Raw genomic sequence first — 23561 nt, forward strand, 5'->3', positions numbered from 1 at the left:
TTTTGTATTTAATTTATGTGACTTTAATCAATTAAATATGACTTTCAACTGTTTTAAACGCATTTTGACCTGTTAAAATGTAATCCAGCTTAATATCGTCTTCATTCACATCTATTTTATTATCCAAAGGTTTAAAGAAAGATAAGCCTATTTTTAAAATACCTGGCTTACATTTCCTTAAAAACCTGTCATAAAACCCTTTTCCGTAACCTACTCTATTACCAAATTTGTCTACTGCTAGCAATGGGATGAATACAACATCTAGTTGTTGCTCATTTATAGGTATCCCATTTTCATCTGGTTCTGGAATACCATATTCATTATTTATAATCTTGGTCTGATCTGTTAATAAGTAATGAGACATTGAAAAATCATCAAAATTTGATTTAGAAATAACGATGTTTTTATCCTTTCCCTGGAGTATGTGTAATAAATACTCTGTATTTACCTCGTTATGACGTTTTATAGGGAGAAAAATATGATAATTAGAACACTCCCAAATATCAAGTTTCAATGCTTGATTTGCTATTTGTAAACTGTACTCTTCTACTTGATCTGAAGTAAGTGTTTTCCTGAGTTGAGCATACTTCTTTCTAAGTTCTTTTTTACTCTCCATCTTTGGATATATGAAATATCGCATCTCCCTGGTATACTAGCGGACTATAATTCACATTAATTACATAACCAGCATGAGGTGCTTTTACCTTGTATCTTAATTCTCCATAAGGATCTGTTATAACAGCAATAAACTCATCCTTTTCTACTCTTTTACCACAATCTACCTTTGGGTGCAATAGACCAGAATATCTTGCTCTTATCCATTTTGAGTTAGTAATAATTACAGACTCCTTTTCTGCCACTGGAACTTCAACACTTGGGTCTAACATTTTTAAATGATCCAACACTCGTATTGCGCCATTTACTGCTGTAGAAACCACTTTTTTATCACTATGACTAGACATTCCTCCTTCAAAAAGCAGGTATTTCTTATCCAGACCAGAGCACGTCGCTCTAAATGTCTTTTTAATATTGCTACCATGCATCAAAAACGGCGCATTAAACACTTTGGCTAGATCCCATGACTGCACTTCTAGCTGGGACACTCGTAAATGAGGCGCATTAAAACGTTGTGCACCACCAGTGTGAAAATCCATTACTAAATCCACAAGGGGTAAAATCTCTTTAGTAATTTGATAGGCAAACCTACTGGCTAGCGCACCTGATTTAGTTCCTGGAAAAACTCTATTTAAATCTCTACCGTCAGGAAATTCTCTCTGACCATTTAAAAAGCCAAAAACATTTAAAACCGGTATGGCGATTATAGTACCTATTGCTGGCTTATTTAAATTCTTAGAAATAATCTGGCGTACCGTCTCGATACCGTTAATTTCGTCACCGTGAATACCACCAGTAATTAGTACCACAGGACCTGCTTTCTTACTACGATTAATAATAACAGGCACTTCTATACTAGTAGACGTATAAAGTTTTGCCATATTAAAATTGAGCTTATAACTTTTGCCTGGCTCAATAACCGTATCAAAAATCTTAATTTCTTTAAGCATTTACACCTTTTTCAATATATTTAATAATCTCACCTGCTATATTCTTATTTGTAGCTGCTTCTATCCCTTCTAGCCCAGGAGAACTATTCACTTCTAGTACTAATGGCCCACGACTACTCTGTAATAAATCAACACCACACACACCGAGACCTAAGGATTTTGCTGCATTTATAGCAGTCTCTTCTTCTTGCTTAGATAACGTGATACTCTTTGCGGTACCACCTCTATGTAGGTTAGACCTAAACTCACCTTCTTGCGCCTGTCTTTTCATCGCACCTACTACCTTGTCTCCAACTACAAAGGCGCGCAAATCTGCACCACCAGCCTCTTTAATAAACTCCTGTATAATGACACGAGTTTTCAATTCATTATTAGCATCAATAATAGCATCTGCTGCCTCAATTGTTTCTGCTAGATTAACTCCTATACCTTGTGTTCCCTCAAGAACCTTAATAACTACAGGCGGTCCGTCTACACGTTTACAAATATCATCAGTATGCTCGCCAAAGTTGGTAAATACCGTCTTAGGCATGTCCACACCACTTCTAGAAAGCAATTGCAGGCTTTGCAATTTATCCCTACTTCTTACCAGTGCCATAGAACTAACAGTTGTAAAACAGCCCATCATTTCAAACTGTCTTACGATTGCAGTACCATAAAAGGTAATACTAGCACCTACACGAGGTATGATAGCATCTGGTGTAACGAGACGTTCTCCATGATAATAAACCGTAGGTTTTTGCTTTTCAAGTTTTATATCACAATGGAGCACATTAATTGCTTTTGCGATATGCCCAGCTTTTCTAGCTTCTTCTATGAGTCTTTTGGTACTGTAGAGACTTGTACTACGAGATAAGATATTAATCTTCATGTTGTGATTGTAAATATGAAACGTCCTGTAATTCAGGATCTACTATAAATCTAGGGGAAAGAAATTTACGGCCTATTAAAACTGGATATCTCATTTCTTCACGATTGCTTAAAGTTAAAGAAATTTTATAGAGTTTCTCAAAAAGTCTGATATTTCCTTGAACTTCATATCGCAAGTCTACACTACCATTACTACTGCGCACACTAGTAATTTTATATTCTTCAAAACTTAATCGCTTACCATGATACTGTTCATGCTCCACATCTAGAAGTGTGGCGTGTAAAACACCATCTATCTCTTCTATATCCTTGCAGTGAATACTACTGGTATATGCGCCTGTATCAATTTTAATGTCAATCCCTTCTATCTGTAATCTAGGGAAATCTGCTCGATCTGTGCGACCTATGATTATTTTTTTTGTTGTCAATTTTGCGTTTAATTATTAAAACAAAGATGCATTATTATTGCACGATACAATACGTGCATATCATAAATTATAAGAAACCTTGTGAGATGTGTTCCGCTTTCGCGAAAGCGAGAAAACATCAAACTTTATTTATTAAAAAAGCAAATACATTACAACTAAAAACAGCGCGATTAACACAGCACATATTCTTTATGAAGTCAGTGCTTGATCAAGATCTTCTAATAAATCATCTACATCTTCTATTCCCACGCTTAGTCGTATCAATGAATCTACGATACCTGTTTTCTCGCGATCTTCTTTAGGTATACTAGCATGAGTCATGCTCGCAGGATGCCCAGCGAGAGACTCTACACCACCTAATGATTCTCCTAAAGTAAACACCTTTAAATTCTCCACAACCTTAACTGCACTTTCTAATGTACCAGCTTTTGTACTAAAAGAAACCATACCGCCGTAATCCTTCATTTGCTTTTTAGCAATTTCATGATTAGGATGATCTTCAAAACCTGGCCAGTACACTTTATCTACATTAGGATTTGATTTTAATGCATGAGCAACAGCTTTACCATTTTCACAATGACGTTGCATTCTTACATGAAGTGTTTTTATACCTCGCAATACTAAAAAGCAGTCTTGTGGACCAGGAACAGCACCACTTGCATTTTGTATAAAGTACAATCTCTTAGCCAGCGCTTCATCATTTACGACCAGAGAACCCATTACAACATCACTATGACCACCTAAATATTTAGTAGCGCTATGCATAATAATATCTGCACCTAAATCTAAGGGCTGTTGTAAATATGGTGTTGCAAATGTGTTATCTACTGCTAGAATTAATTGGTGCTTTTTAGATATTCTTGAAACAGCTTCTATGTCTATAATATTCATCATAGGGTTAGTAGGCGTTTCTACCCAAATAAGTTTTGTGTTACCATTGATGTGCTTCTCAATGTCAGCAGCGTTCTCCATTCCTACAAAATGAAACTTGATACCGAAATTTTGAAAAATCTGTGTGAATAATCGGTAAGAACCACCATATAAATCGCTAGTAGAAATTACCTCATCACCAGATTTTAATAATTTAAGCACCGCATCAATAGCGGCAAGACCAGAACCGAAAGCAATTCCATAAACGCCATTCTCTAGACTAGCCATAGATTTTTCTAACGCATTACGAGTAGGATTACCACTACGTGAGTATTCAAAACCTTTATGTCCATGTGGTGTACTTTGTTTAAAAGTAGTGGTTTGATAAATGGGTGGCATTACAGAATTATAGGCTGGATCTATATTCTCCTGACCGCCGTGAATGGTTTTGGTATTAAATTTCATATCCTTCTTTTCTTCGGTATAAAAGTAAAAGCTAGTTTTAAAACCGGCTTGCTTTTTAAAATTTATTTAATTGTTCTTAATCGCCTTCCTAATAGCAAGAGCATAACCTAGGTGTATACCTTCATGAATATTATTCATACTTAGCGCCTCTTCTACATTGCGCATTTTATAGCCAGTACCAGTGGTGTACTCCTTAAATTCTTTAAAAACTCCACTTTCATAGTCTGTTTTAGTTTTTTCTATAAGATCTAATAGCATGACTTTATACTCTTCTATCTGTTCTTTGCTTACCTCACCATCTGGCATGGTACCGTTACCATATTTATCTGCTAATTCTTTGGTTACAGATTTTTCTAGACCTGAAAGCCCATAAACCAGACCTTGTTGTGCTGTGATACTGTGCACAATATTCCAAATGATATTGTTTCTAAAACCTTCTGGAATCAGATTTAATTCATCCACGGTAAGCTGATCTATAAGGCTTAAAAATATTTTTCTAGTGGTTAGATTATGTTCAAATAAGTGATTCATGTAACGTTGTATTTAATTTATGATTGATTTTATTCCGCTTTCGCGAAAGCGAAACCAGCATATTAATTAATATTAAGGCTAAAGATATTCCTTATCAAAAAAGCTATCGTAATTTTGCTATATGAAAAATCTATTCATTTATCTAGATAGCTGTAATACTTGTCAACGCATTAAAGGTGAGTTAGAACTTACTGATGACATCGCTTTACAAAATACTAAAGAAGAACCTGTAACTATGGATCAGGTTGAATTTTTAAAAGAACAAGCTGGCTCTTATGAGGCACTTTTTAATAGAAGAGCGCAATTATATAGAGGTCGCGGTCTTCATGAAAAAGACCTGACAGAAGAGGATTATAAAAACCTTTTATTGGATCATTATACGTTCATAAAAAGACCTATTCTTATATATAATAACCAAGCTTATATAGGTAACTCTAAGAAAGTAGTTGCTGCTGCGCAAGAGGCTCTATCTTAAATGAGTAAAAGAACGGTTGCTATTATTTGTGGCTTTTTAGTAGCATTATTTTATGCTTATAACTTTACAGCTGCAAAAGAAGTTACTCCAGAGCATGTAGGACCTTTCGGTCTGGCATGGTATAGAGTTGTAGCTACTTGTGTAATATTCTGGGGTATTTCCCTATTTACTAAGTCCAAAGAAAAAATACCTTATCGAGAATTACCACTTATTGCTCTAGCAGCTTTTTGTGGTGTAGGTTTTAATATGGTTACCTTTATGTGGGGCCTGTCATTAACGTCTCCCATAAGCGCATCTGTTTTAATGGTGAGCACACCTATAATTGTACTGGTATTGAGCGCTCTTTTTTTAAAAGAACGGCTGCATTCTTTACGTATAGTAGGTATTCTAATTGGATTTTCTGGCGCAGCTCTTTTAACGTTACTTTCTACTGGAGAAAGTGCAGAGGCAAAAGACCCATTTTTAGGTAATATACTGGTTCTAGTGAACGCTATTTCTTATGGCATCTATATTTTACTGGCTAAAAGGTTAACTGCAAAGTATGATGTCTTCATGCTTATGAAGTGGTTGTATTTTTTTGGTGTATTAATTATCACACCTTTTGGCATCTCTCAGGGATTAGAATTTGAAATCACAACCGCTAGCACGGAGACTTTACTGAATATAGGTTATGTGGTGATTTTTGCTACGTTTGGGACCTATATGCTCAATATTATAGCTATAAGAACATTAAAGCCCAGCGTAGTTGCTGTTTTTATTTATTTACAACCTTTACTAGCAACATTTATAGCAGTAGGACTGGATAAAGATGTGATTACCTGGCAAAAACTTGTTGCTGGGTTATTGATATTTACTGGTGTATTTTTAACAGGAATAAAGAGAAAATAATTATTTCTTTTTTTTAACCTCGTCTACCTCATTAATCTGAGCAGCCCACTGTATACCATCTAGCGTACTGGTAAAAGTTTTAAAACGAGTGGGTATAAAAATCGATTCAAATAAAGCATTTTTACGTCCTACATTTGAATTAACCACTATACCATATCCCTTTAACTTAAAGGCGTGCATCGTATATTTGAGCCAGTCCACTGGTTTAACATTATAGTTATGGATACGGTTAGATAAGTATACGATTTCTTTACCCTTAGTATTATAATATTGCGATACTTCGTGGATGACAATTTTTGCATAATCCCAAGAAAAATTCACACCTTCTTTTATTTCTGACACTACAAATCCTTCAAAGAAATAGAAGTCACCAAAATGGTAATTTAATTCCTTTAAAACTTCACTATAGAATATAGTATTTTTTATAGATATCATAGGATAAATATAAAAGTAACTGAATTTTAATGGAAAAGCGCCGACATTTTGAATTATTTAATAGATGTAATACTTATTTATCGCTTTAAAAGTATTTTATAACAACCTGATTTAACGTTGGTCAAGTACTTAACTAAGGTCTTTAGCAAACTGTCCATGCGATCTAGTATCTGATTTTTGTAATATTTTAAAATCTGCAGATCTAGGAAAGTTTTTGATTTTATCGTGTAATTCTGGATGTAAAGCTGTGATTTTACGTTCTCGTAAATTCATCCATGCACCAGTCATTAAACCTCGTGCAACATTACGACCTTTATAGTCATAAAAATTATGTACAAAACTGAATAGGCTACCGTCTTCACTCATGCCAGTTACTTCACAACTTACTGTAATAGGTTTACCTTGATGTATTTCTTTAAAATAGAATATGTTTTCATTAAAAATGACCGGTCCAGTTTCATATTGAGCCATCTCTCTATGACCAAAGTCGTTCTCGATTAAAAATGCCATACGTGTATGACTCATAAAATTTTGATAGGCACTGTTTGCCATGTGTCTATTTGCATCTAGGTCACTCCATCTTACATCAAATCCTTTGGTATACATAAAATCTTATTTTTAAGTAAAGATATTATATGCGTGCATAGTAAAGAAAAGGTTTAGAGAAAATTTAATTATTTCGCTTTCGCGAAAGCGGAAACCAAAACCATCTCTTACTCTTATAATTTAATTTTAAGGTCATTTCCTACTCTATAGATATCACCTACTTGCAGAGATGCATTTGCAGTCGCGTCGGCATCACTAGCAAAATCTGGAATACCAGTAAAGTTAATACTGGTAGCTTTAATGGTACCGTTTACTTCTAACTTCTCTGTGAGCCCAGTAAGTCTTCCTATTCCCACATTTCCATTGTCATCTATAATCATTCTGTCACTCAATGTACTGGTACCGTCGGTAGTCGTAGCAAAAACTATTCTACCAGGCATATCATTTACACCAGTATTAGTTGTTGTTGTAACCCCTAATTTTATCGCACTTGCTGTGATATAATTAGTACCGTCATACCCTTGAGCTTCCATATTAAAGATATTGGCATTTGTTTTTAAACCGATACTTCTAGGGGCTGTTCTTGTACCAGTGGAACTTCTTATATGAAAAGAGGTAATATTACTGCCGTGGCTATACACATCTACATCGCCATCCCATCCATTTCCGTTATTACCATGGATTTCTAAAGCTTCGGTAGGTGAAGGAGTATTGATACCTATTTTACCCTCAGACGTTATCCTCATTTTTTCACCTGCGATAGTGTTATTAACCGTTGTGGTATTAAATCTAAAATCACCAGGGATTACAGAACTTGTTCCATCCCAAGATGGATCTACACCTTGCATAAAGAATGAAGACAGCACATAACCTGTACCATTGTGAGGTAAAGAATAATAAGCCGTTACATGATCATCAGGCTGTACACTTAATGGTGTAGCAATATCTCCACGTGATTTGTGCCCTAAAAAACCAAAAGCCGCTCCATTAGGTATATTAGAGTAGTTTGCTATATCACCGTTATAAACCTGGATTTTACGAGAGCCACCGTTATCATTATTGGTCGTTACTTGGTCAATAATTAATTGGCTTTCATCTGTAATGTACACATTGTTATTGGGTCTATCAGTAACTCCATCACTTAATTTATCAATCTCTACACGATTATTAGTAGGATTTGCTTTCCATATATCTTCATTATCATCTGCCACTAATATTCTAAGCCATTTATCAACGCCATTCCAATAATAAAAAGCAGGTACCACATCATTTCTAGTAGCGGTATTATAAACCATAGTAGATTTAACTAAAGGAGTCCCATTTGGATTAACAACTGTAACAACATCAGAAGTGTCCACTAATTCTACTCTAGGAATTAGTATCCCTTGATTAGTAGAGGCAACATCTAAAGAAGCTTGTGGTAAATCTGTATTTAATCCTACTTGAGCAAAGCCAATTGTAGAAATCATTAAAAAACAAAGTATTAACTTGAGCATTTGTTAAATTTTGCTGCAAAAAAGAGAAGAATAAATGGAATAACATTTTATTTCATCAAAATATTATTTAACGGTATAAAATAACCGATTAACAACCTATTTTACTCTTTTCGAGTGCTTTTCAACCTTTTCATTGCAAGCCATAAATACCAAGCTGTGATTATAGTAGAAAGGAAATCTGCTATAGGGAAACTAATCCATACTCCAAATTCACCATATAAATTAGGGAGAATTAATAGCAATGGAATAAGAATAATAGCCATTCTTAAAAGTGTTAATAATAAAGCAGGAATCGCTTTACCGATAGCCTGATAATATGCAGAACCTATTAATTGAATAGAAATAATAGGAACCGATAGAAATACCAGTTTCATAGCAAAAGATGCTTGCTCTATCACTTTAGGATTATCTGTAAAAACATCGGCAATTTGATATGTAAAAAAGAAGAGCCCTAAAAATATAAGAACACCTAATCCACAAGATATTTTAATAGAAGTATAGGTAACCTCACGCACTCTATCCCACAATTTTGCACCATAATTATATCCTGCAATAGGTAAAAACCCTTGTGTAACACCCATAACTGGGAATAAAGCAAACACCATCATACTACCTATAATACGGAATACCGCGACACCGTCTGCACCACTTAATTCAAATAAAATATTATTCATAATTAGGAAGATAAAGCTAGAGGTTGCTTGCCTAGCAAGTGTTACAAACCCTAAACTCCCCACTTCTTTGAGAATTATCCAATCTGGAAGTAAATCTTTAAAAGTGCAAATCAACTCACTTTTTCCTGATACAAAAAACTGTAATACATAAGCAAAACATAAAAAATAACTAACGGTAGTCGCCCAAGCAGCACCAGCCATTCCCATATTTAATCTATTGATGAAAATATAATCCAGTATCAAATTACCTACAGAAGGTATAAGCATTGCTATCATGGCATGCTTAGGAGCACCTTCTGCACGTATCACATTATTACCCATCATGCACAAAGCAAGAATAGGTATTCCATAAAAAACGATTTGGTAATAGACTTTAGCTGGTTCAAAAAGAGCACCTCTACCACCGAATGCTGGCACTAAAGAATCTACAAATAGCAATCCGAAAACGGTCATTAACAAAGTAATGACCACAGTAAGCGATAACATATTTCCAAAGGTGCGTCGTGCTTTATCCATACGGTCTGCACCTAGAGCTCTAGATATGATACTAGATCCACCTATACCTATAGCCATCCCTAATGCTGCTACAAAAAAAGAGATAGGTAATACAACACCTATTGCTGCGAGAGCATCAGAGTTTATCCAGTTACCGACAAAAATACTATCTACCAGTATATTAAGAGACATTACTAGAATACCTATCGATGCAGGAACTGCTTGCTTAATTAACAGACTGGTTATGGTCTCTGTTCCTAAAAGTTGAGATTTACTGGCTGGCTTTGTAGACATAAGATGTAAAAATACTCTACTCTAACTATTTTACCTATTTAACGATAAAAAGGCTTTTCAAATTAATGAAAAGCCTTTTTGTAATTCTATTGAAAGTTATGATTAAGCAGTGACATCGCTCATAGCCCATTCATCTATCCAGCGGGATAACACTTTTACCCAATCTTCACGATCGTTAAGACATGGTATTACATGAAATTCTTTACCTCCTACTTCATGAAAAATTTCTTCTCCTTCCATCGCTATTTCTTCTAGAGTTTCTAGACAGTCACTAACAAATGCTGGTGTAGCAATAGCCATTTTTTTAGTCCCACCTAATCCCATTTTTTCAATGGTACGATCTGTATACGGTGTTAACCATGGGTCAAAACCTAGACGTGATTGAAAGCTAGTAGAAAATGTCCCATCTTCCATACCTAAGTATTCACCTACTAATCTAGTCACCTCTTTACATTGATGGCTATAACAAAATTCATGAGCAGGTGATGGTGTAGAACAACATTTACCATCCATTCTACAATGTGACTTTGTGATATCACTTTTTCTTATATGTCTTTTTGGTACTCCGTGATATGAGAATAATAAATGCTCATAATCTTTACCTTCTAACGACTCTTTAATAGATTCTGAAAGCACACGTATATAATCAGGGTGATTATAAAAAGGAGGCATTTGAGTAAATGACATGTGTGGAAACTTCTCCTGACGCAATTCTTCGGCAAGAACCTGAATAGTCTCTGTCGTTGCCATAGCAAACTGTGGATATAATGGAAGTAACAAAACCTCATCTACACCTTGATCATTTAATTCCTTAAGACCGTCTTCTATGGTCATAGCTCCATAACGCATCGCTAGAGCAATAGGCACACTAGTAAAAGAATCTATCTTATCTTGTAACCTCTCTGAAAGAACTATTAACGGACTTCCCTCTTCCCACCATATTTTGCCATAAGCTTCGGCACTTTTTTTAGGCCTGGTATTTAAAATAATTCCTTTAACCAGAATAGCTCTTAAAATGTAAGGCAAGTCTATTACTCGCTCATCCATTAAAAACTCATCTAGATATTTCTTTACATCTTTGGGTGTTGGACTATCTGGAGATCCCAGATTCACCATTAATACGCCTTTTTTCATAGTTATCTTATACTGACACAAAAGTCGGCAATATGGTTAATTAATTACTAGAATCTTATTTAAAAGATTTGATACCAAGATTGATGTTCTTTATAATTGTTAAATTCACTGCATGTCTTTCAAAATACAAAATTATATTACTATAAATTTTAACTGGAAAAGTAGTATCTATTTTTTACTGGCATTTGTACTTTTCACACCACTAGGCACAGTATCTCATGAAGCTGGACATTATCTTGTTGCTCAACGATATTTCAAAAAACCGACCTTACATTACGGTTATGTGAATTATGGAGAATGGAAACAACAACCAGAAATGGATAAATGGTACTCACAACATAGCGATAGTGATGGTCAAGTTTATGAAGAGGATATACAAACTTTAGAAATTTACAGAAAGAAAGCTCAAAGACATGGACTATATTCCACGCTAGCAGGACCTTCACAAACCATATTATTTGGAACCATAGGTTTTCTATTACTTTTTTTTAATAATAGCGATAAATTCAAGTTTAAAAACTGGATCGCAGTCTATCTAGCATATTTTTGGTCTAGAGAAGTATTTATTTTTTTATCCTTAGTAATAACACGTCTATTAACTGAACAAATCCCTTTACAATCAGATGAAGTCGTCATTGCTTATTATTTAAAAATACCATTGTTATTACCTGCTGCTATTTTTGGCCTGTTAGGTATTATAGTTTTGACTTATACAACTTTCAATAAAATACCTATTGAACACCGGTTTACCTTTATAATATCAGGTATAGTAGGTAGTTTTATCGGTTTTATTTTATGGTTGCGTTTTCTAGGACCTATTATAATGCCTTAATTCAATCTACTTTTATCTTCTATATCCCAGTCTTCATCTTCATCATTTTTATCCTGATTAAAGTTGAATTTACTCAAATCTTTATTTTTATAACGCGTCCATATAAATAGAGGCATCACAATAAAGAATATAAATAAGGTAGATAGACCTATCACTTTATGCCCTAGAGCTACCTGATCATGGTCTAAAAAATAAAACCCTACTCCTATGGCCAGTAAAGCACATAGTAGTAGGATTCCAAGAAATTTTAAAAAATTCATATTTTATATATAACATCGTCTTCGACAGGCTCAGACTGACATTTTATTTATACTCCAGGTTAAACGGTTACCTTCAGATTCAATTCTGTCAGTTGTTCATTATCAATGGCACTTGGCGCGTCTATCATCACATCGCGACCACTGTTGTTTTTAGGGAACGCGATAAAGTCACGTATAGTTTCCTGACCACCTAAAATAGAAACTAATCTATCAAAACCAAAAGCAAGTCCTGCATGTGGTGGCGCTCCATATTCAAAAGCGTCCATTAAGAAACCGAATTGTGCACGAGCTTCTTCTGGAGTAAATCCTAAATGGTCGAACATAAGAGCCTGTAATTCTTTATCAAATATTCTTACCGATCCACCACCTATTTCATTTCCATTCATAACAAGGTCATAAGCATTTGCACGCACATTACCTGGATCTGTTTTTAATTTCTCTATATCCTCTGGTTTAGGAGAAGTAAATGGGTGGTGCATTGCGTGGTAACGCTCTGTATCTTCATCCCATTCAAGAAGTGGAAAATCTACTACCCATAGAGGAGCAAAATTATTTGGATCACGCAATCCTAGACGCTCTGCCATTTCCATTCTCAAAGCACTTAATTGTGCACGAGTTTTATTTGCAGGTCCTGACATCACACAGATTAAATCACCTGGCTCTGCACCAGTTGCTTTTGCCCAGTTTGCAAGATCTTCTTGAGAGTAAAATTTATCTACACTAGATTTATAAGTCCCATCTAGATTGCATTTTGCATACACCATTCCAGTGGCTCCTACTTGTGGACGTCGCACCCAATCAATTAATTTATCGATTTCTTTACGTGTCATGCTTTCGCCACCAGGTACTGCTATTCCTACTACTAGCTCTGCCTCGTTAAAGATTTTAAATTCTCCCGCTTTCGCGAAAGCGTTCAAATCAGCAAACTCCATCCCAAAGCGAATGTCTGGTTTATCGTTACCATATTTCTCCATTGCCTCGTTGTAAGTCATTCTAGGAAACTCAGCAACGTCTACGTTTTTCACTTTCTTTAATAAGTGACGTGTCATCTCTTCAAAGATATTCAACACATCTTCTTGCTCTACAAATGACATCTCGCAGTCTATTTGTGTAAACTCTGGCTGGCGGTCTGCACGCAAGTCCTCATCACGGAAACATTTTACAATCTGGAAATATTTATCCATACCACCTACCATAAGCAATTGCTTAAAAGTTTGTGGCGATTGTGGCAATGCATAGAACTGCCCTTCATTCATGCGCGATGGCACAACAAAGTCACGCGCACCTTCTGGTGTAGATTTAATAAGTACAGGCGTTTCTACCTCGATAAATTCTTTGTTTGCTAAGAAATTACGCACTTCCATCGCGACCTTAGAACGGAAAATCAAGTTCTCACGTACTGGATTACGACGTATATCTAGGTAACGATATTTCATACGCAACTCTTCTCCACCATCAGTTTTATCTTCTATGGTAAAAGGAGGTGTCTTAGAAGCACTTAAAATTTCTAGTTCTTTTACTAGGATCTCAATTTCTCCTGTAGGTATATTTTTGTTTTTAGACTCACGCTCAATTACAGTTCCTTTAACTTGGATTACAAACTCGCGTCCTAGTTTTTGAGCTTTTTCAATAAGAGCTTTTTCTGTACGCTCTTCATCAAAGATAAGTTGAGTAATACCATAACGGTCTCTCAAATCTACCCAAACCATAAAACCTTTGTCACGGCTTTTTTGAACCCAACCGGCAAGTGTTACTTCTTTATTTATATCGCTAGCACGCAGGCTACCACAATCGTGTGATCTATACATATTTAAAACTTCTAATAAGCATGCAAAAATAAACCGATTTCACACATAAATACATAACCATAAGGTAAAGATTTGATTAAAAGTAGAAGATCAACATAGGTAAATGGTATTTTTTAATTAACACAATTAACTGAAATACAGGTTTTTAAAAGTTTAATGTAAACTTAATGTTACTTAAATGTTGTTTTAATATGTTTTTAATGTTAACTTTGGATGTAATAAAAAGAACGAACGATGAAGAAATTAATGATTTTTGCGGCAATGATGCTTGGTGTGGTTGCAATGGCACAAGAGGTAAAACCTACTTTTGAAAACACTGAAGATGGAACAGTAAAAGCAACCTATTTTCATGAAAATGGAACAGTTGCACAAACAGGAACTTTTCTAGATAATAAAAGACACGGTGAGTGGATCAGTTATAATGCTGATGGTCAAAAGACTGCTAAGGCAGAATATAAAAACGATAGAAAAGCAGGTAAATGGTTTTTCTGGAAAGGTGACCAGCTTACTGAAGTAGATTATAATGAAAACGCTATCGTTTCAGTAAACACATGGGTAAGTAAAGAGCCTGTTGCTACTAACAAACCATAGTTCAAGATTATTTTATAATCTTAAAAATCCCTTTCTAAAATTTTAGAAAGGGATTTTTTTATGCTTATCCATTATTTAAGTTAATAGGTATGGTGTTTGATAGTAATCAAAAACCAAATCAACCAACATGAAACACACTATTCTCACCCTTACCTTGCTTTTTTCTATAATTTCCTACTCTCAAAGTGACGAGTTAGAAACCCTCCTATCTATTAAAGTAGGGGCCATTGGCGGTTGGGCTTCTTTTGAGCAACCGATTAATGATAAACTATTGATTCATCTAGAATTTGGTCAAGAATTTGGGCTCTATAAAAATCTTTTTAGTTCCAAAACTGAATTCATCGCAACGAATACTTTAAGCTTAGAACCTAGATATTATTATAATAGACAGAAGAGAAAAGAAAACGGCAAATCCATAACTACGAATACAGGTAACTATTTAGCCCTAGAATTGCAACGTGTACCAGACTGGATGACCTATTCCAGCGATGATAATGTCCGTATAAGTAAAGCTACAAGCATTTTTCCTAAAATAGGTATGAAAAGAAGAATAACAAATTTCTTCACCTTTGAACTAGCAGGCGGTATAGGCTATCAATGGGATGATAATGGAAGAAACGGTATAGCTGCAGCTCTGGATATTAAGCTTTCTTTCGTTCTATTCAATTTCACACAATTAAGAAGAAATATAAACGGTCTATAACAACGTGATCTTTTAAAAAAATTTAATCCCTTTCTAAAATTTTAGAAAGGGATTTTTTTATCTTTAAAGTATAAGTTTTATACAAAACGCACGACTAAATCTTAACATACTTTTGTTTAAACATTATGTGTGATAAGTTAAACAGATTGTATCTTTACATCAAATCATTGAGATTATGGCAACTACTAAAAAAGCACCTGCAAAAAAGACCGCAAAGAAGAAGGAAATCACTAAGCACGATATCCTTACCGCATATATGGACTATGTTCTAGAACATGAAAAAACTCCTAAATCGGTTTACAAATTTGCTAAGGATAACAACATGGCCGAGCAAGATTTTTATAATCACTTCGGTAGTTTAGATAGTTTGCGCAAAGATATCTGGAATACATTCTTTACCATGACTATGGATGTCTCTCATAAAAATGAAGACTATGCACATTTCTCAAATAGAGAAAAGATGCTTACTTTTTTCTATACATTTTTTGAAATCCTGACTCTTAATAGAAGTTATGTGCTGTATACTCTTAAGGAAAATCCGCACATGATGAGCAAGATGGAACAGTTAAAAGACCTGCGCAAGCACGTAAAAAACTTTTCTAAAGACTTAATCATGCAACGCAATGAGAATAAAACTAACATTTTACTAGAACGATCTGAAACTATTTATAGTGAAGGTGCCTGGATACAAATGTTGTTCTTACTTAAATTCTGGATGGATGACGACAGTGCTGGTTTTGAAAAAACTGATATGGCTATAGAAAAGTCCGTAAACACCATTTTTGACGTTTTTGATAACACACCACTAGACGCTGTTCTTGACTTTGGTAAATTCCTTTGGAAAGAGCGCATGTCGTAAATAAACTTAAGTTGAAATCTAAACTTACATTTAAAAAATACCGTAAGCTCAAAACTTTTGACGCTTTCTAACAAGTTTCTATTATTTCCGCTTTCGCGAAAGCGTAGTCACTGAACAATTTATCATTAATAACATTCAAAAGTGTCACACTGAGCTTATCGATGTGGATTACCTAACTAGATTGCTATGAAAACACTAGACAAAATACCTACCAGTAAAATAGGCCGTACTACAGAGCTAGTAAAGACTGGCGCAAAAATCGGTGCTAATTACATCAAGTACTATTCAAAAAAAGCAGTAAATCCTTCTATGGATCGCTCTTCTCTTGATGAAGATAATGCGACAGATATTTATGATGGTTTAAAGAGTCTTAAAGGTAGTGCACTCAAGGTAGCGCAAATGCTATCTATGGATAAGAGCCTATTACCAGGTGCTTATGTAGAGAAGTTCAGTCTAGCGCAATTCAGCGTGCCACCACTTTCGGCTCCGTTAGTTAGAAAAACATTTAAGAAATATCAAGGTGCTTTTCCAGAAGAGATTTATGATACTTTCTCAAAGGATTCTGTGAACGCAGCAAGTATAGGCCAGGTACACAAAGCTACTAAAGACGGTAAGGAACTAGCGGTTAAAATTCAATATCCTGGTGTGGCAGAGTCTATAGGTAGTGACCTCGCGATGGTAAAACCTATCGCGATTAAGATGTTTAATTTAAAAGGTGAAGACTCAAAAAGATACTTTGCAGAGGTAGAAGATAAATTAACTGAAGAAACAGATTACACACTTGAGGTAAAGCAAAGCATAGAAATTACAGAAGCCTGTTCTCACATCCCTAATCTTAAATTCCCTACCTATTATCCAGAATTATCTAGTAAACGCATCATCACGATGGACTGGATGACAGGGCAGCATTTAAGCGAGTTTGCTGCAACAGACTTCTCACAAAAAACTGGTAATAAACTAGGACAATCACTTTGGGACTTTTACATGTTCCAAATGCACGGTCTAAAAGCCGTTCATGCAGACCCACATCCTGGTAATTTCTTAATTTCTAAGGATGAGGAATTGATTGCCATCGACTTCGGTTGTATTAAAGAAATCGTGGACGAATTTTACCAGCCGTATTTTGAGCTGGCGGTACCTGCAAGCATTAATAATCCAGAAATTTTTAGAGAAAAATTATTTGAATTAGAGATTCTACGCAAAGATGATAGCGAGAAAGAAATTGTTTATTTCAGCGCGTTATTTCACGAGATGTTGAGTTTATTCACAAAGCCTTTTCAAGAAAAGACATTTAATTTTGCAGATTCTGGATTTTGGGATGAGATTTCTTCTCTAAGTGAGAAATATAGCAATGATAAAGAATTGCGTAAGATGAATGGTAACCGTGGTAGCAAGCACTTCTTATACATTAACCGTACGTTCTTTGGTCTTTATAATCTTTTACATGATTTAAAAGCCACTGTTAACACCCATGAATATGTAAAATATCTAGAAGAGAAAGGTTTTAAGAATCATAGTGCTTTGTAATCTTTTGAAAGAGTAACTAAAGAAAAATGAAAAATGGCTTGAAACTTTGCTTCAAGCCATTTTTCATTTAATATTATCGAAGAAGTAGAAATCTCACCCTTTAGGGCTGGGGAAAAGGTTTCTAAATCCTTTTTCTTATGTAACCTTTTAGATTCCATTCCAAAACTTAATTCCTATTTGAAAATTGCCAGAATCGACATCAAAACTTCTTTCCCCAGCCCTAAAGGGTGGAAGTTTTTAGCCTGTCTTTTATTATAGATTCTATTTCATTTTGAACCTTTTCAAAGTCTTGAATTACTTCAAGATCAGTGAATCGGATAATATCTACTTTATATTTTGAAATTTCTAAGGTTCTGTCTCGGTCTTTTTCTTGTTGTTGTCTAGTAAAATGATAACCTCCATCAACCTCTATAGCTAGTCGTAATTTATGACAATAAAAGTCCAAAACATAAAGATTAAACGGATGCTGTCTTCTGAATTTGAAATTTTTAGGTTTAGTCTTTAAATATCCCCATAATTTATCTTCAGATTCAGTAGTATTAGCACGCAATTGAATCGCAAATCTTCTTACATCAGCGGTTGCTCCTGCAAACATCCCTTCGATTTTTAGATAATCCAACTCTTGCATTTTCATTATTTTAACTTAAGGATAGAAACCTACCCTTTAGGGTTAGGGAAAAGGTTTCTCTTCTACTAACCAAAACTTCTTTCCCCAAGCCTAAAGGGTGGAATTTTTTAGTCTGTCTTTTATTACAAAGTCAACTTTAAAACAGCCCTCATTAAAAGACTATCATTTATTAATCTTTTTATTTAGAAACCTACCCTTTAGGGCTAGGGAAAAGGTTTCGGCATTTAAACTACAATATTACCACCTTCAGACATTACCAATTAAGCTCTATCGATTTATTTAAGTCTATTCCTTCAATGGTATTATAAACCGTAAGACGGTAAGTGTTCCGCTTTCGCGAAAGCGGGAAATAGAAAAACCCCTATAAAAACTAAATACATCTTGTTTTCATAGGGGTTCTTTTATCAATTATTAGATCTTAATCTATCTGTTCAAAAACTCTTTTACATGATCTGTAATGAATTTAATTTGCTCGTCGTCCAGCTCTGTGTGCATAGGTAAAGAAATACATTCCTTTACTAACTGATTAGTCACCGTAAAGTTTTCTTCTTTATATCTATCGTCTACATATGCTTTTTGTTTATGTAAAGGAATTGGATAATAGACTCCGCAAGGAATGTTATTTGCTTGTAAATGTTTTACGAGTCCATCACGGTCTGCATTTTTAATAACCAGCGTGTATTGATGGAAAACGTGGCAATCACAGTTATCGCAAACTATAGGTGTTATTATTTTTTCTTCTCCGTCAAATGCTGCTGTATATTTTCTCGCTGCATCTCTACGTGCATTATTATAATCATTTAAAAATGGCAATTTTGCTCTTAAAACTACCGCTTGCATCGCGTCTAGTCTAGAGTTAACACCTACTACGTCGTGGTGATAACGCTCGTACATACCATGATTTACAACACCTCTTATGATATGAGCCAGCTCATCATCATTTGTAAAAATAGCACCACCATCTCCATAAGCACCTAAATTTTTAGATGGAAAAAAAGATGTTGTACCTACATTACCTATGGTTCCTGTCTTAGATTTAGAACCGTCTGCATGCATGTAATTAGAACCTATTCCTTGGGCATTATCCTCTATTACAAAAAGATCGTGCTCTTTGGCAATAGCCATGATCTCGTCCATATTTGCCGTCTGGCCGAATAAGTGAACCGGTACAATTGCTTTAGTTTTAGGCGTTATAGCTTTTCTTATCGCGTCTGTATCGATATTAAAGTTATAAGGATTTACATCTACTAGAACCGGTGTTAGGTTTAAAAGAGCAATTACTTCTACGGTAGCTGCAAATGTAAAATCGGCAGTGATGACTTCGTCCCCAGGTTTTAAACCCAGTCCCATCATTGCGATTTGTAAAGCATCAGTACCATTTGCACATGGTATTACATGTTTTACATCTAGATAGTCTTCTAGCTCTTTTTGAAAAGCATGAACTTCTGGTCCATTGATAAAAGCCGCCGACTCGATGACTTCTTTCAACCCATTATTCACTCTATCTTTTATTCCTTCGTACTGACCTTGAAGGTCAACCATCTGTATTTTACGCATTTGCAAATTTTATTAAGCCAGCGCGTTTAACCACGCTAGTCCATGTAAAAATAAGCAATATTGAGAGGAATGCCTAAACCTAATTTCACGTTACTACACTAAGTGTTTTGATAGATAATGATTTGTATTAGCACACACTGAGATTCTATTAAATCGAACTACTTTATTATAAACCATTACGTTTTAGCCTAGTAAATTTAACTAGTAACTGCTATTGTGCTACATTTGAAAAAAGACTGATTTTTGAAGACGTTGTATGATATTTTTTCCGCTTTCGCGAAAGCGTGCCTACCACTAGCCGGTGCCTTTAATAAAAAACTCCAATTAGGTGTTAAAGGACGTGCGAGAACATGGGATATTCTAGACCAGAAAGTAAAATCTTCTCTACCTAAAATATGGGTACACTCAGCGAGTTTAGGAGAATTTGAACAAGTGGTACCAGTACTCGAGAATATTAACCGTGATAAATTTCAAGTGATTCTTACTTTTTTCTCACCTAGCGGCTATGAGAATAAAAAGAACACACACCTAGCAGATGTTGTTTGTTATCTACCTATAGATGCGGTAAGCAATGTGAATAAATTTATGGCAACGGTAAATCCTACGGTTGCGATTATGGTTAAGTATGAATTCTGGCCTAATTATTTAAATGCGCTTAAAAAAATAGACTGTACGACTATATTAGTTAGTGGCGTTTTTAGAGATAAAATGTCATTTAATAGCTGGTATGGAAAATGGATGACTAGATCTCTAGAGAGTTTTGATTATTTCTTTTTACAGAACAATTCTTCTCTTAAAAATCTAGAAAAGCTAGGTTTTACTAATGCAAGTGTAAGTGGTGATACCAGATTTGACCGTGCAAGCCAATTGATAGAACGTGACAGTACTGTAAAGCAACTACAAGAATTTGTAGGAGATAAAAAATGCATAGTTATAGGCAGTTCCTGGCCAGAAGATATTGAGATCATGAAAAACTGGCTCCATGAAAATGAAAAGACTGGAGCTTATAAAGTCATTATCGCGCCGCATGAAGTAGGAGTTTCTCACATAAATGAATTGGAAAAAACACTGAGTTATTATCCAGCCAAATGGAGCAGTCTACAAGGTTGTGTTATTCATGATTTGAAAAATCCATCTACCCTAATCATAGACACCATAGGATTACTGACTAAAGCATACAGCTATGCAGATGTTGCTTATGTAGGTGGAGCCATGGGAACAAAGGGATTGCATAATATTCTAGAAGCAGCTACCTATGGTGTACCAGTAATTATAGGTAAGAATTATGAAAAATTTCCTGAAGCTGGTAAGCTAGAAGACCTAGGTGGTTTATTTTCTGTTGCTACTTCAACAGATTTTGAATCTATCGCAACCAAATTATTTGAAGACGATCATTTTAGAGATAAAACTGGAATGATTTGTGGACACTGGATCAATAGCAATACTGGCGCAACTCGCGAGATAGTCGCTTATTTAAAAAATATCAATGAAAAACTTATTCTGGATTAGTCTCGTAATACTCAACTTAAACCTAGTACAAAGTCAGGACATCGTTATAAAGGATGGATCTACTCAAGAGGCGATTGCTTTTGCTACCATCAGTTTTGGTAATGGTAAAGGAACATTTGCAGACGATGAAGGTAGTTTTAGGTTTACCAAAGAACTATATAAAGATGTAGATTCCTTATTCTTTTCCAGCATCGGTTATGCAGACTTAGGTATAGCTGTAGTCAATTTAAAATCTGAAGTTTTTTTAACTTTAGAAGCAAACGAGCTGGAGACCGTAATTATAAGCGCAGCACTCACTGGTAAACATAAAGACCGCAAGCAGAAGGAAATAGGACATGATAATTATTTTGACTGCTGGTTACCTACGGTAGAAAGTGAAATAGCCGTAAAATTCGATCGATACGATGGTGAACCTACTCAAATTACTCAGTTAAAATTACCAGTAGTTCTAGAAGAAAGTCAGCGAAGTAAGAAAGGGAAACTACGTAAATTTTCTACTATGTTTAGAGTTAGCTTTTATGACGTGCAAGAAGATGGAAGTCCATCGAGAAAATCTTTATATCCTTCAAAAACATTTGTAATCAATCAAACTACTGAAGAGACATACGAACTGGACATTACAGAACTTAAAATAAACATTCCTAATAATGGGATTTTTGCTTCTATACAAGTATTAGGTTACACAAAGCCTGATGGTAAATTAATCAAAGCAAAAAAATACCGAGAGATTAAAACAAGATCTGGCTTTGAGAAAGTATCAACTACTTACAGGCCACTTTTACCTTTTACTAAAGAAATAGAAGGTAAAAACACTTGGGTACGACGCATTTTTTTTAATGATAAAACCTGGCAATTATTTGACCTTACTTACAACCCAAACAGTAAATTAGTACGATCTGGTAATGATGACTATGGAATGGGCGCTGAGTTTAAAGTGTTTTATAGGGATAAGTAATAATAATCACTATTGATTAATGTTATTTTGCTTTTGAAACACTACAAGACTTTTCCCAACAGAATCGGTCTTTTTAATAGCTCCGATTAGATGCTCTTTTTCTATCTGAAATTTTAGAAAGCCTTTTACATTGAAACTATGAATATAATCTTCCTCAGATATATTTTTTGGTTTGGATTTTATATGATGGGTTAATGGTTGCAATAAAAGAACTGAATCTCTTACTTGCCATGTCCCTTCTGCATTTAAACCACATGTACTATATAGAAAGGTACTATCTTTTAATAGTTCCATTTTCAATCCTGATGAAACTCTAGAATTGGTGTGAAGCTTTGACTTGTACTGTCGATGGTGGGACTTATTAATGACAGCAAGTTCATATTTACCACATAAATTATTTATATCTATAAAGTCACTTGAACTATGACAGGAATAGAAAAATGGTAAAAGCATCATCAAGAAAAAATATCTTCTAGTAATCATCACACCGTAACCGCTTCACTCAAATAAGCTCTAAAAGGCTTCATTTCTTTATACAACTCTATATATAATTCTTCAAAGTTTGAAGATAGAATTTGTTTTCTCGTTAATGGGTATTCTACTGCAAATGTCTTTTTTCGTAGTAAATCAATATGTTCATGATCTTTAGGAAAACCCTTTGGTGCTGATTTTAAAGAATTACCATCTTCATATAATTTTCCATAGATCCTTTTAAAGGAGGGTTTTTCAATTATTGCTATCAATTCTTCTCCGTTATAATCTATCGCTTCTCTTATGGATTTGAGCACTTTGGCTTCTGGTTTATAAAAACCACCAGCTATAAAAGATTGCTCCACGCCTACTTGTAGATAAAAATCATTTTGTTTTTCATGATAAGAAAGGTCCAGTCCTGCTCCAAAATGATCTTTATAAATAGGTTTGTTAGGCTGAAACATCAAGTTATTATTGATGCGGTTGATAGATCTTTTTACATCAGTATCAGTATAATCTGGATCGATTTCTACTAGACGCTCTTGCATTTCTGTAAGCCAGTCTATAAACCATAAACGCACCGTTTGGTATTCTTTGCGGTTCACTTCCATCCACTCTTTATTGTTATTGACTTGCAATCGTTCTAGAAAGTCATAAAGATGCTCAAAACCCATATCATGTCACTTAAATAATTA

General features: G+C 34.8%; 26 protein-coding genes. 9 read left to right on the forward strand and 17 right to left on the reverse strand.

The window, feature by feature from the left end:
* Positions 1 to 31: 31 nt before the first annotated feature.
* From ACJJVN_RS11145 to ACJJVN_RS11170, 6 genes are all read right to left on the reverse strand, one after another.
* Complete coding sequence (locus tag ACJJVN_RS11145; protein ID WP_405378121.1) at positions 32 to 616, reverse strand: 5-formyltetrahydrofolate cyclo-ligase; 585 nt, start codon at positions 614 to 616, stop codon at positions 32 to 34.
* Positions 606 to 1565, reverse strand: coding sequence for a succinylglutamate desuccinylase/aspartoacylase family protein (locus ACJJVN_RS11150; protein WP_170034459.1), 960 nt, complete (start codon positions 1563 to 1565; stop codon positions 606 to 608). The genes ACJJVN_RS11145 and ACJJVN_RS11150 overlap by 11 nt, the downstream gene beginning before the upstream one ends.
* A complete protein-coding gene (rimK, locus tag ACJJVN_RS11155) occupies positions 1558 to 2436 on the reverse strand; it encodes a 30S ribosomal protein S6--L-glutamate ligase (protein WP_405370403.1) in 879 nt (292 codons plus the stop codon). Before rimK ends, ACJJVN_RS11150 begins: the two co-directional genes overlap by 8 nt.
* On the reverse strand, positions 2426 to 2863 hold the full coding sequence (locus ACJJVN_RS11160) for an ATP-dependent zinc protease (RefSeq protein ID WP_405370402.1): 438 nt from the start codon (positions 2861 to 2863) through the stop codon (positions 2426 to 2428). The genes rimK and ACJJVN_RS11160 overlap by 11 nt, the downstream gene beginning before the upstream one ends.
* Positions 2864 to 3052: 189 nt before the next feature.
* Positions 3053 to 4198: a trans-sulfuration enzyme family protein gene (locus tag ACJJVN_RS11165; protein ID WP_405378122.1), complete on the reverse strand. Its 1146-nt coding sequence runs from the start codon at positions 4196 to 4198 to the stop codon at positions 3053 to 3055.
* Positions 4199 to 4264: 66 nt separating this feature from the next.
* Positions 4265 to 4729, reverse strand: a complete 465-nt coding sequence (locus tag ACJJVN_RS11170) for a DinB family protein (protein ID WP_405370400.1) — start codon at positions 4727 to 4729, stop codon at positions 4265 to 4267.
* A gap of 121 nt (positions 4730 to 4850) precedes the next feature.
* Between ACJJVN_RS11170 and ACJJVN_RS11175 the strand changes: the two genes are divergently transcribed.
* On the forward strand, positions 4851 to 5204 hold the full coding sequence (locus ACJJVN_RS11175) for an arsenate reductase family protein (RefSeq protein WP_405370398.1): 354 nt from the start codon (positions 4851 to 4853) through the stop codon (positions 5202 to 5204).
* The gene (locus ACJJVN_RS11180; RefSeq protein WP_405378123.1) at positions 5205 to 6092 is read left to right on the forward strand and encodes a DMT family transporter; all 888 of its coding nucleotides are present in this window, start codon (positions 5205 to 5207) and stop codon (positions 6090 to 6092) included.
* Here the strand turns inward: ACJJVN_RS11180 and ACJJVN_RS11185 are convergent, their stop codons facing one another.
* From ACJJVN_RS11185 to hemH, 5 genes are all read right to left on the reverse strand, one after another.
* The gene (locus ACJJVN_RS11185; protein ID WP_405370394.1) at positions 6093 to 6527 is read right to left on the reverse strand and encodes a hypothetical protein; all 435 of its coding nucleotides are present in this window, start codon (positions 6525 to 6527) and stop codon (positions 6093 to 6095) included. It abuts the gene before it with no gap.
* A gap of 129 nt (positions 6528 to 6656) precedes the next feature.
* Positions 6657 to 7133 carry an acyl-CoA thioesterase gene (locus ACJJVN_RS11190; RefSeq protein ID WP_405378124.1) on the reverse strand — a complete coding sequence of 159 codons (477 nt, stop codon included), beginning with the start codon at positions 7131 to 7133 and terminating at the stop codon, positions 6657 to 6659.
* A 113-nt stretch (positions 7134 to 7246) separates the two neighbouring features.
* Positions 7247 to 8569: a hypothetical protein gene (locus ACJJVN_RS11195; RefSeq protein WP_405378125.1), complete on the reverse strand. Its 1323-nt coding sequence runs from the start codon at positions 8567 to 8569 to the stop codon at positions 7247 to 7249.
* A gap of 101 nt (positions 8570 to 8670) precedes the next feature.
* Positions 8671 to 10032: an MATE family efflux transporter gene (locus ACJJVN_RS11200; RefSeq protein ID WP_405378126.1), complete on the reverse strand. Its 1362-nt coding sequence runs from the start codon at positions 10030 to 10032 to the stop codon at positions 8671 to 8673.
* A 102-nt stretch (positions 10033 to 10134) separates the two neighbouring features.
* On the reverse strand, positions 10135 to 11166 hold the full coding sequence (hemH, locus tag ACJJVN_RS11205; RefSeq protein ID WP_104513980.1) for a ferrochelatase: 1032 nt from the start codon (positions 11164 to 11166) through the stop codon (positions 10135 to 10137).
* A gap of 112 nt (positions 11167 to 11278) precedes the next feature.
* On the opposite strand from hemH, the gene ACJJVN_RS11210 reads away from it, so the two are divergent.
* Entirely contained in the window at positions 11279 to 11998 is a 720-nt protein-coding gene (locus ACJJVN_RS11210) for a hypothetical protein (RefSeq protein WP_405378127.1), read from the forward strand.
* Here ACJJVN_RS11210 and ACJJVN_RS11215 read toward each other — a convergent pair.
* Complete coding sequence (locus ACJJVN_RS11215; RefSeq protein ID WP_104513982.1) at positions 11995 to 12258, reverse strand: hypothetical protein; 264 nt, start codon at positions 12256 to 12258, stop codon at positions 11995 to 11997. The genes ACJJVN_RS11210 and ACJJVN_RS11215 overlap by 4 nt on opposite strands.
* 59 nt (positions 12259 to 12317) lie before the next feature.
* The gene (aspS, locus tag ACJJVN_RS11220) at positions 12318 to 14066 is read right to left on the reverse strand and encodes an aspartate--tRNA ligase (RefSeq protein ID WP_405370382.1); all 1749 of its coding nucleotides are present in this window, start codon (positions 14064 to 14066) and stop codon (positions 12318 to 12320) included.
* 234 nt (positions 14067 to 14300) lie between these two features.
* Here aspS and ACJJVN_RS11225 point away from each other — a divergent pair, with 234 nt between their 5' ends.
* The 4 genes from ACJJVN_RS11225 to ACJJVN_RS11240 all read left to right on the forward strand — a co-directional run bounded on the left by ACJJVN_RS11225 (position 14301) and on the right by ACJJVN_RS11240 (position 17746).
* A complete protein-coding gene (locus ACJJVN_RS11225; protein ID WP_104513984.1) occupies positions 14301 to 14657 on the forward strand; it encodes a toxin-antitoxin system YwqK family antitoxin in 357 nt (118 codons plus the stop codon).
* A 127-nt stretch (positions 14658 to 14784) separates the two neighbouring features.
* Positions 14785 to 15360 carry a hypothetical protein gene (locus ACJJVN_RS11230; RefSeq protein WP_405378128.1) on the forward strand — a complete coding sequence of 192 codons (576 nt, stop codon included), beginning with the start codon at positions 14785 to 14787 and terminating at the stop codon, positions 15358 to 15360.
* 175 nt (positions 15361 to 15535) lie between these two features.
* The gene (locus ACJJVN_RS11235) at positions 15536 to 16219 is read left to right on the forward strand and encodes a TetR family transcriptional regulator C-terminal domain-containing protein (protein ID WP_104513986.1); all 684 of its coding nucleotides are present in this window, start codon (positions 15536 to 15538) and stop codon (positions 16217 to 16219) included.
* Positions 16220 to 16405: 186 nt separating this feature from the next.
* Positions 16406 to 17746 (forward strand): ABC1 kinase family protein, encoded by a 1341-nt coding sequence (locus ACJJVN_RS11240; RefSeq protein ID WP_405378129.1) that lies wholly within the window; start codon positions 16406 to 16408, stop codon positions 17744 to 17746.
* A 220-nt stretch (positions 17747 to 17966) separates the two neighbouring features.
* Here ACJJVN_RS11240 and ACJJVN_RS11245 read toward each other — a convergent pair whose 3' ends face one another.
* A complete protein-coding gene (locus tag ACJJVN_RS11245) occupies positions 17967 to 18380 on the reverse strand; it encodes an endonuclease domain-containing protein (protein ID WP_405378130.1) in 414 nt (137 codons plus the stop codon).
* Positions 18381 to 18797: 417 nt separating this feature from the next.
* Positions 18798 to 19931: a DegT/DnrJ/EryC1/StrS family aminotransferase gene (locus ACJJVN_RS11250; protein WP_405378131.1), complete on the reverse strand. Its 1134-nt coding sequence runs from the start codon at positions 19929 to 19931 to the stop codon at positions 18798 to 18800.
* Positions 19932 to 20174: 243 nt separating this feature from the next.
* Here ACJJVN_RS11250 and ACJJVN_RS11255 point away from each other — a divergent pair, with 243 nt between their 5' ends.
* Positions 20175 to 21440: a 3-deoxy-D-manno-octulosonic acid transferase gene (locus tag ACJJVN_RS11255; RefSeq protein ID WP_405378132.1), complete on the forward strand. Its 1266-nt coding sequence runs from the start codon at positions 20175 to 20177 to the stop codon at positions 21438 to 21440.
* Positions 21418 to 22395, forward strand: a complete 978-nt coding sequence (locus ACJJVN_RS11260) for a carboxypeptidase-like regulatory domain-containing protein (RefSeq protein ID WP_405378133.1) — start codon at positions 21418 to 21420, stop codon at positions 22393 to 22395. Before ACJJVN_RS11255 ends, ACJJVN_RS11260 begins: the two co-directional genes overlap by 23 nt.
* Before the next feature lie 9 nt (positions 22396 to 22404).
* On the opposite strand, the gene ACJJVN_RS11265 is transcribed toward ACJJVN_RS11260, so the two are convergent.
* Together ACJJVN_RS11265 and ACJJVN_RS11270 are read right to left on the reverse strand one after the other, a co-directional pair.
* Complete coding sequence (locus tag ACJJVN_RS11265) at positions 22405 to 22878, reverse strand: hypothetical protein (protein ID WP_405378134.1); 474 nt, start codon at positions 22876 to 22878, stop codon at positions 22405 to 22407.
* The gene (locus ACJJVN_RS11270) at positions 22878 to 23540 is read right to left on the reverse strand and encodes a DUF2461 domain-containing protein (protein ID WP_405378135.1); all 663 of its coding nucleotides are present in this window, start codon (positions 23538 to 23540) and stop codon (positions 22878 to 22880) included. The genes ACJJVN_RS11265 and ACJJVN_RS11270 overlap by 1 nt, the downstream gene beginning before the upstream one ends.
* Positions 23541 to 23561: the final 21 nt, after the last annotated feature.

Source organism: Nonlabens sp. Asnod3-A02 (genome assembly GCF_045063755.1).
GTDB lineage: Bacteria > Bacteroidota > Bacteroidia > Flavobacteriales > Flavobacteriaceae > Nonlabens > Nonlabens xylanidelens.

Bases quoted from the DNA above. Each gene is read 5' to 3' on its own strand.
- ACJJVN_RS11145 (WP_405378121.1), bottom strand. From the start codon at position 616: ATGGAGAGTAAAAAAGAACTTAGAAAGAAGTATGCTCAACTCAGGAAA.
- ACJJVN_RS11150 (WP_170034459.1), bottom strand. From the start codon at position 1,565: ATGCTTAAAGAAATTAAGATTTTTGATACGGTTATTGAGCCAGGCAAA.
- rimK (WP_405370403.1), bottom strand. From the start codon at position 2,436: ATGAAGATTAATATCTTATCTCGTAGTACAAGTCTCTACAGTACCAAA.
- ACJJVN_RS11165 (WP_405378122.1), bottom strand. From the start codon at position 4,198: ATGAAATTTAATACCAAAACCATTCACGGCGGTCAGGAGAATATAGAT.
- ACJJVN_RS11170 (WP_405370400.1), bottom strand. From the start codon at position 4,729: ATGAATCACTTATTTGAACATAATCTAACCACTAGAAAAATATTTTTA.
- ACJJVN_RS11175 (WP_405370398.1), top strand. From the start codon at position 4,851: ATGAAAAATCTATTCATTTATCTAGATAGCTGTAATACTTGTCAACGC.
- ACJJVN_RS11180 (WP_405378123.1), top strand. From the start codon at position 5,205: ATGAGTAAAAGAACGGTTGCTATTATTTGTGGCTTTTTAGTAGCATTA.
- ACJJVN_RS11185 (WP_405370394.1), bottom strand. From the start codon at position 6,527: ATGATATCTATAAAAAATACTATATTCTATAGTGAAGTTTTAAAGGAA.
- ACJJVN_RS11190 (WP_405378124.1), bottom strand. From the start codon at position 7,133: ATGTATACCAAAGGATTTGATGTAAGATGGAGTGACCTAGATGCAAAT.
- ACJJVN_RS11195 (WP_405378125.1), bottom strand. From the start codon at position 8,569: ATGCTCAAGTTAATACTTTGTTTTTTAATGATTTCTACAATTGGCTTT.
- ACJJVN_RS11200 (WP_405378126.1), bottom strand. From the start codon at position 10,032: ATGTCTACAAAGCCAGCCAGTAAATCTCAACTTTTAGGAACAGAGACC.
- hemH (WP_104513980.1), bottom strand. From the start codon at position 11,166: ATGAAAAAAGGCGTATTAATGGTGAATCTGGGATCTCCAGATAGTCCA.
- ACJJVN_RS11210 (WP_405378127.1), top strand. From the start codon at position 11,279: ATGTCTTTCAAAATACAAAATTATATTACTATAAATTTTAACTGGAAA.
- ACJJVN_RS11215 (WP_104513982.1), bottom strand. From the start codon at position 12,258: ATGAATTTTTTAAAATTTCTTGGAATCCTACTACTATGTGCTTTACTG.
- aspS (WP_405370382.1), bottom strand. From the start codon at position 14,066: ATGTATAGATCACACGATTGTGGTAGCCTGCGTGCTAGCGATATAAAT.
- ACJJVN_RS11225 (WP_104513984.1), top strand. From the start codon at position 14,301: ATGAAGAAATTAATGATTTTTGCGGCAATGATGCTTGGTGTGGTTGCA.
- ACJJVN_RS11230 (WP_405378128.1), top strand. From the start codon at position 14,785: ATGAAACACACTATTCTCACCCTTACCTTGCTTTTTTCTATAATTTCC.
- ACJJVN_RS11235 (WP_104513986.1), top strand. From the start codon at position 15,536: ATGGCAACTACTAAAAAAGCACCTGCAAAAAAGACCGCAAAGAAGAAG.
- ACJJVN_RS11240 (WP_405378129.1), top strand. From the start codon at position 16,406: ATGAAAACACTAGACAAAATACCTACCAGTAAAATAGGCCGTACTACA.
- ACJJVN_RS11245 (WP_405378130.1), bottom strand. From the start codon at position 18,380: ATGAAAATGCAAGAGTTGGATTATCTAAAAATCGAAGGGATGTTTGCA.
- ACJJVN_RS11250 (WP_405378131.1), bottom strand. From the start codon at position 19,931: ATGCGTAAAATACAGATGGTTGACCTTCAAGGTCAGTACGAAGGAATA.
- ACJJVN_RS11260 (WP_405378133.1), top strand. From the start codon at position 21,418: ATGAAAAACTTATTCTGGATTAGTCTCGTAATACTCAACTTAAACCTA.
- ACJJVN_RS11265 (WP_405378134.1), bottom strand. From the start codon at position 22,878: ATGATTACTAGAAGATATTTTTTCTTGATGATGCTTTTACCATTTTTC.
- ACJJVN_RS11270 (WP_405378135.1), bottom strand. From the start codon at position 23,540: ATGGGTTTTGAGCATCTTTATGACTTTCTAGAACGATTGCAAGTCAAT.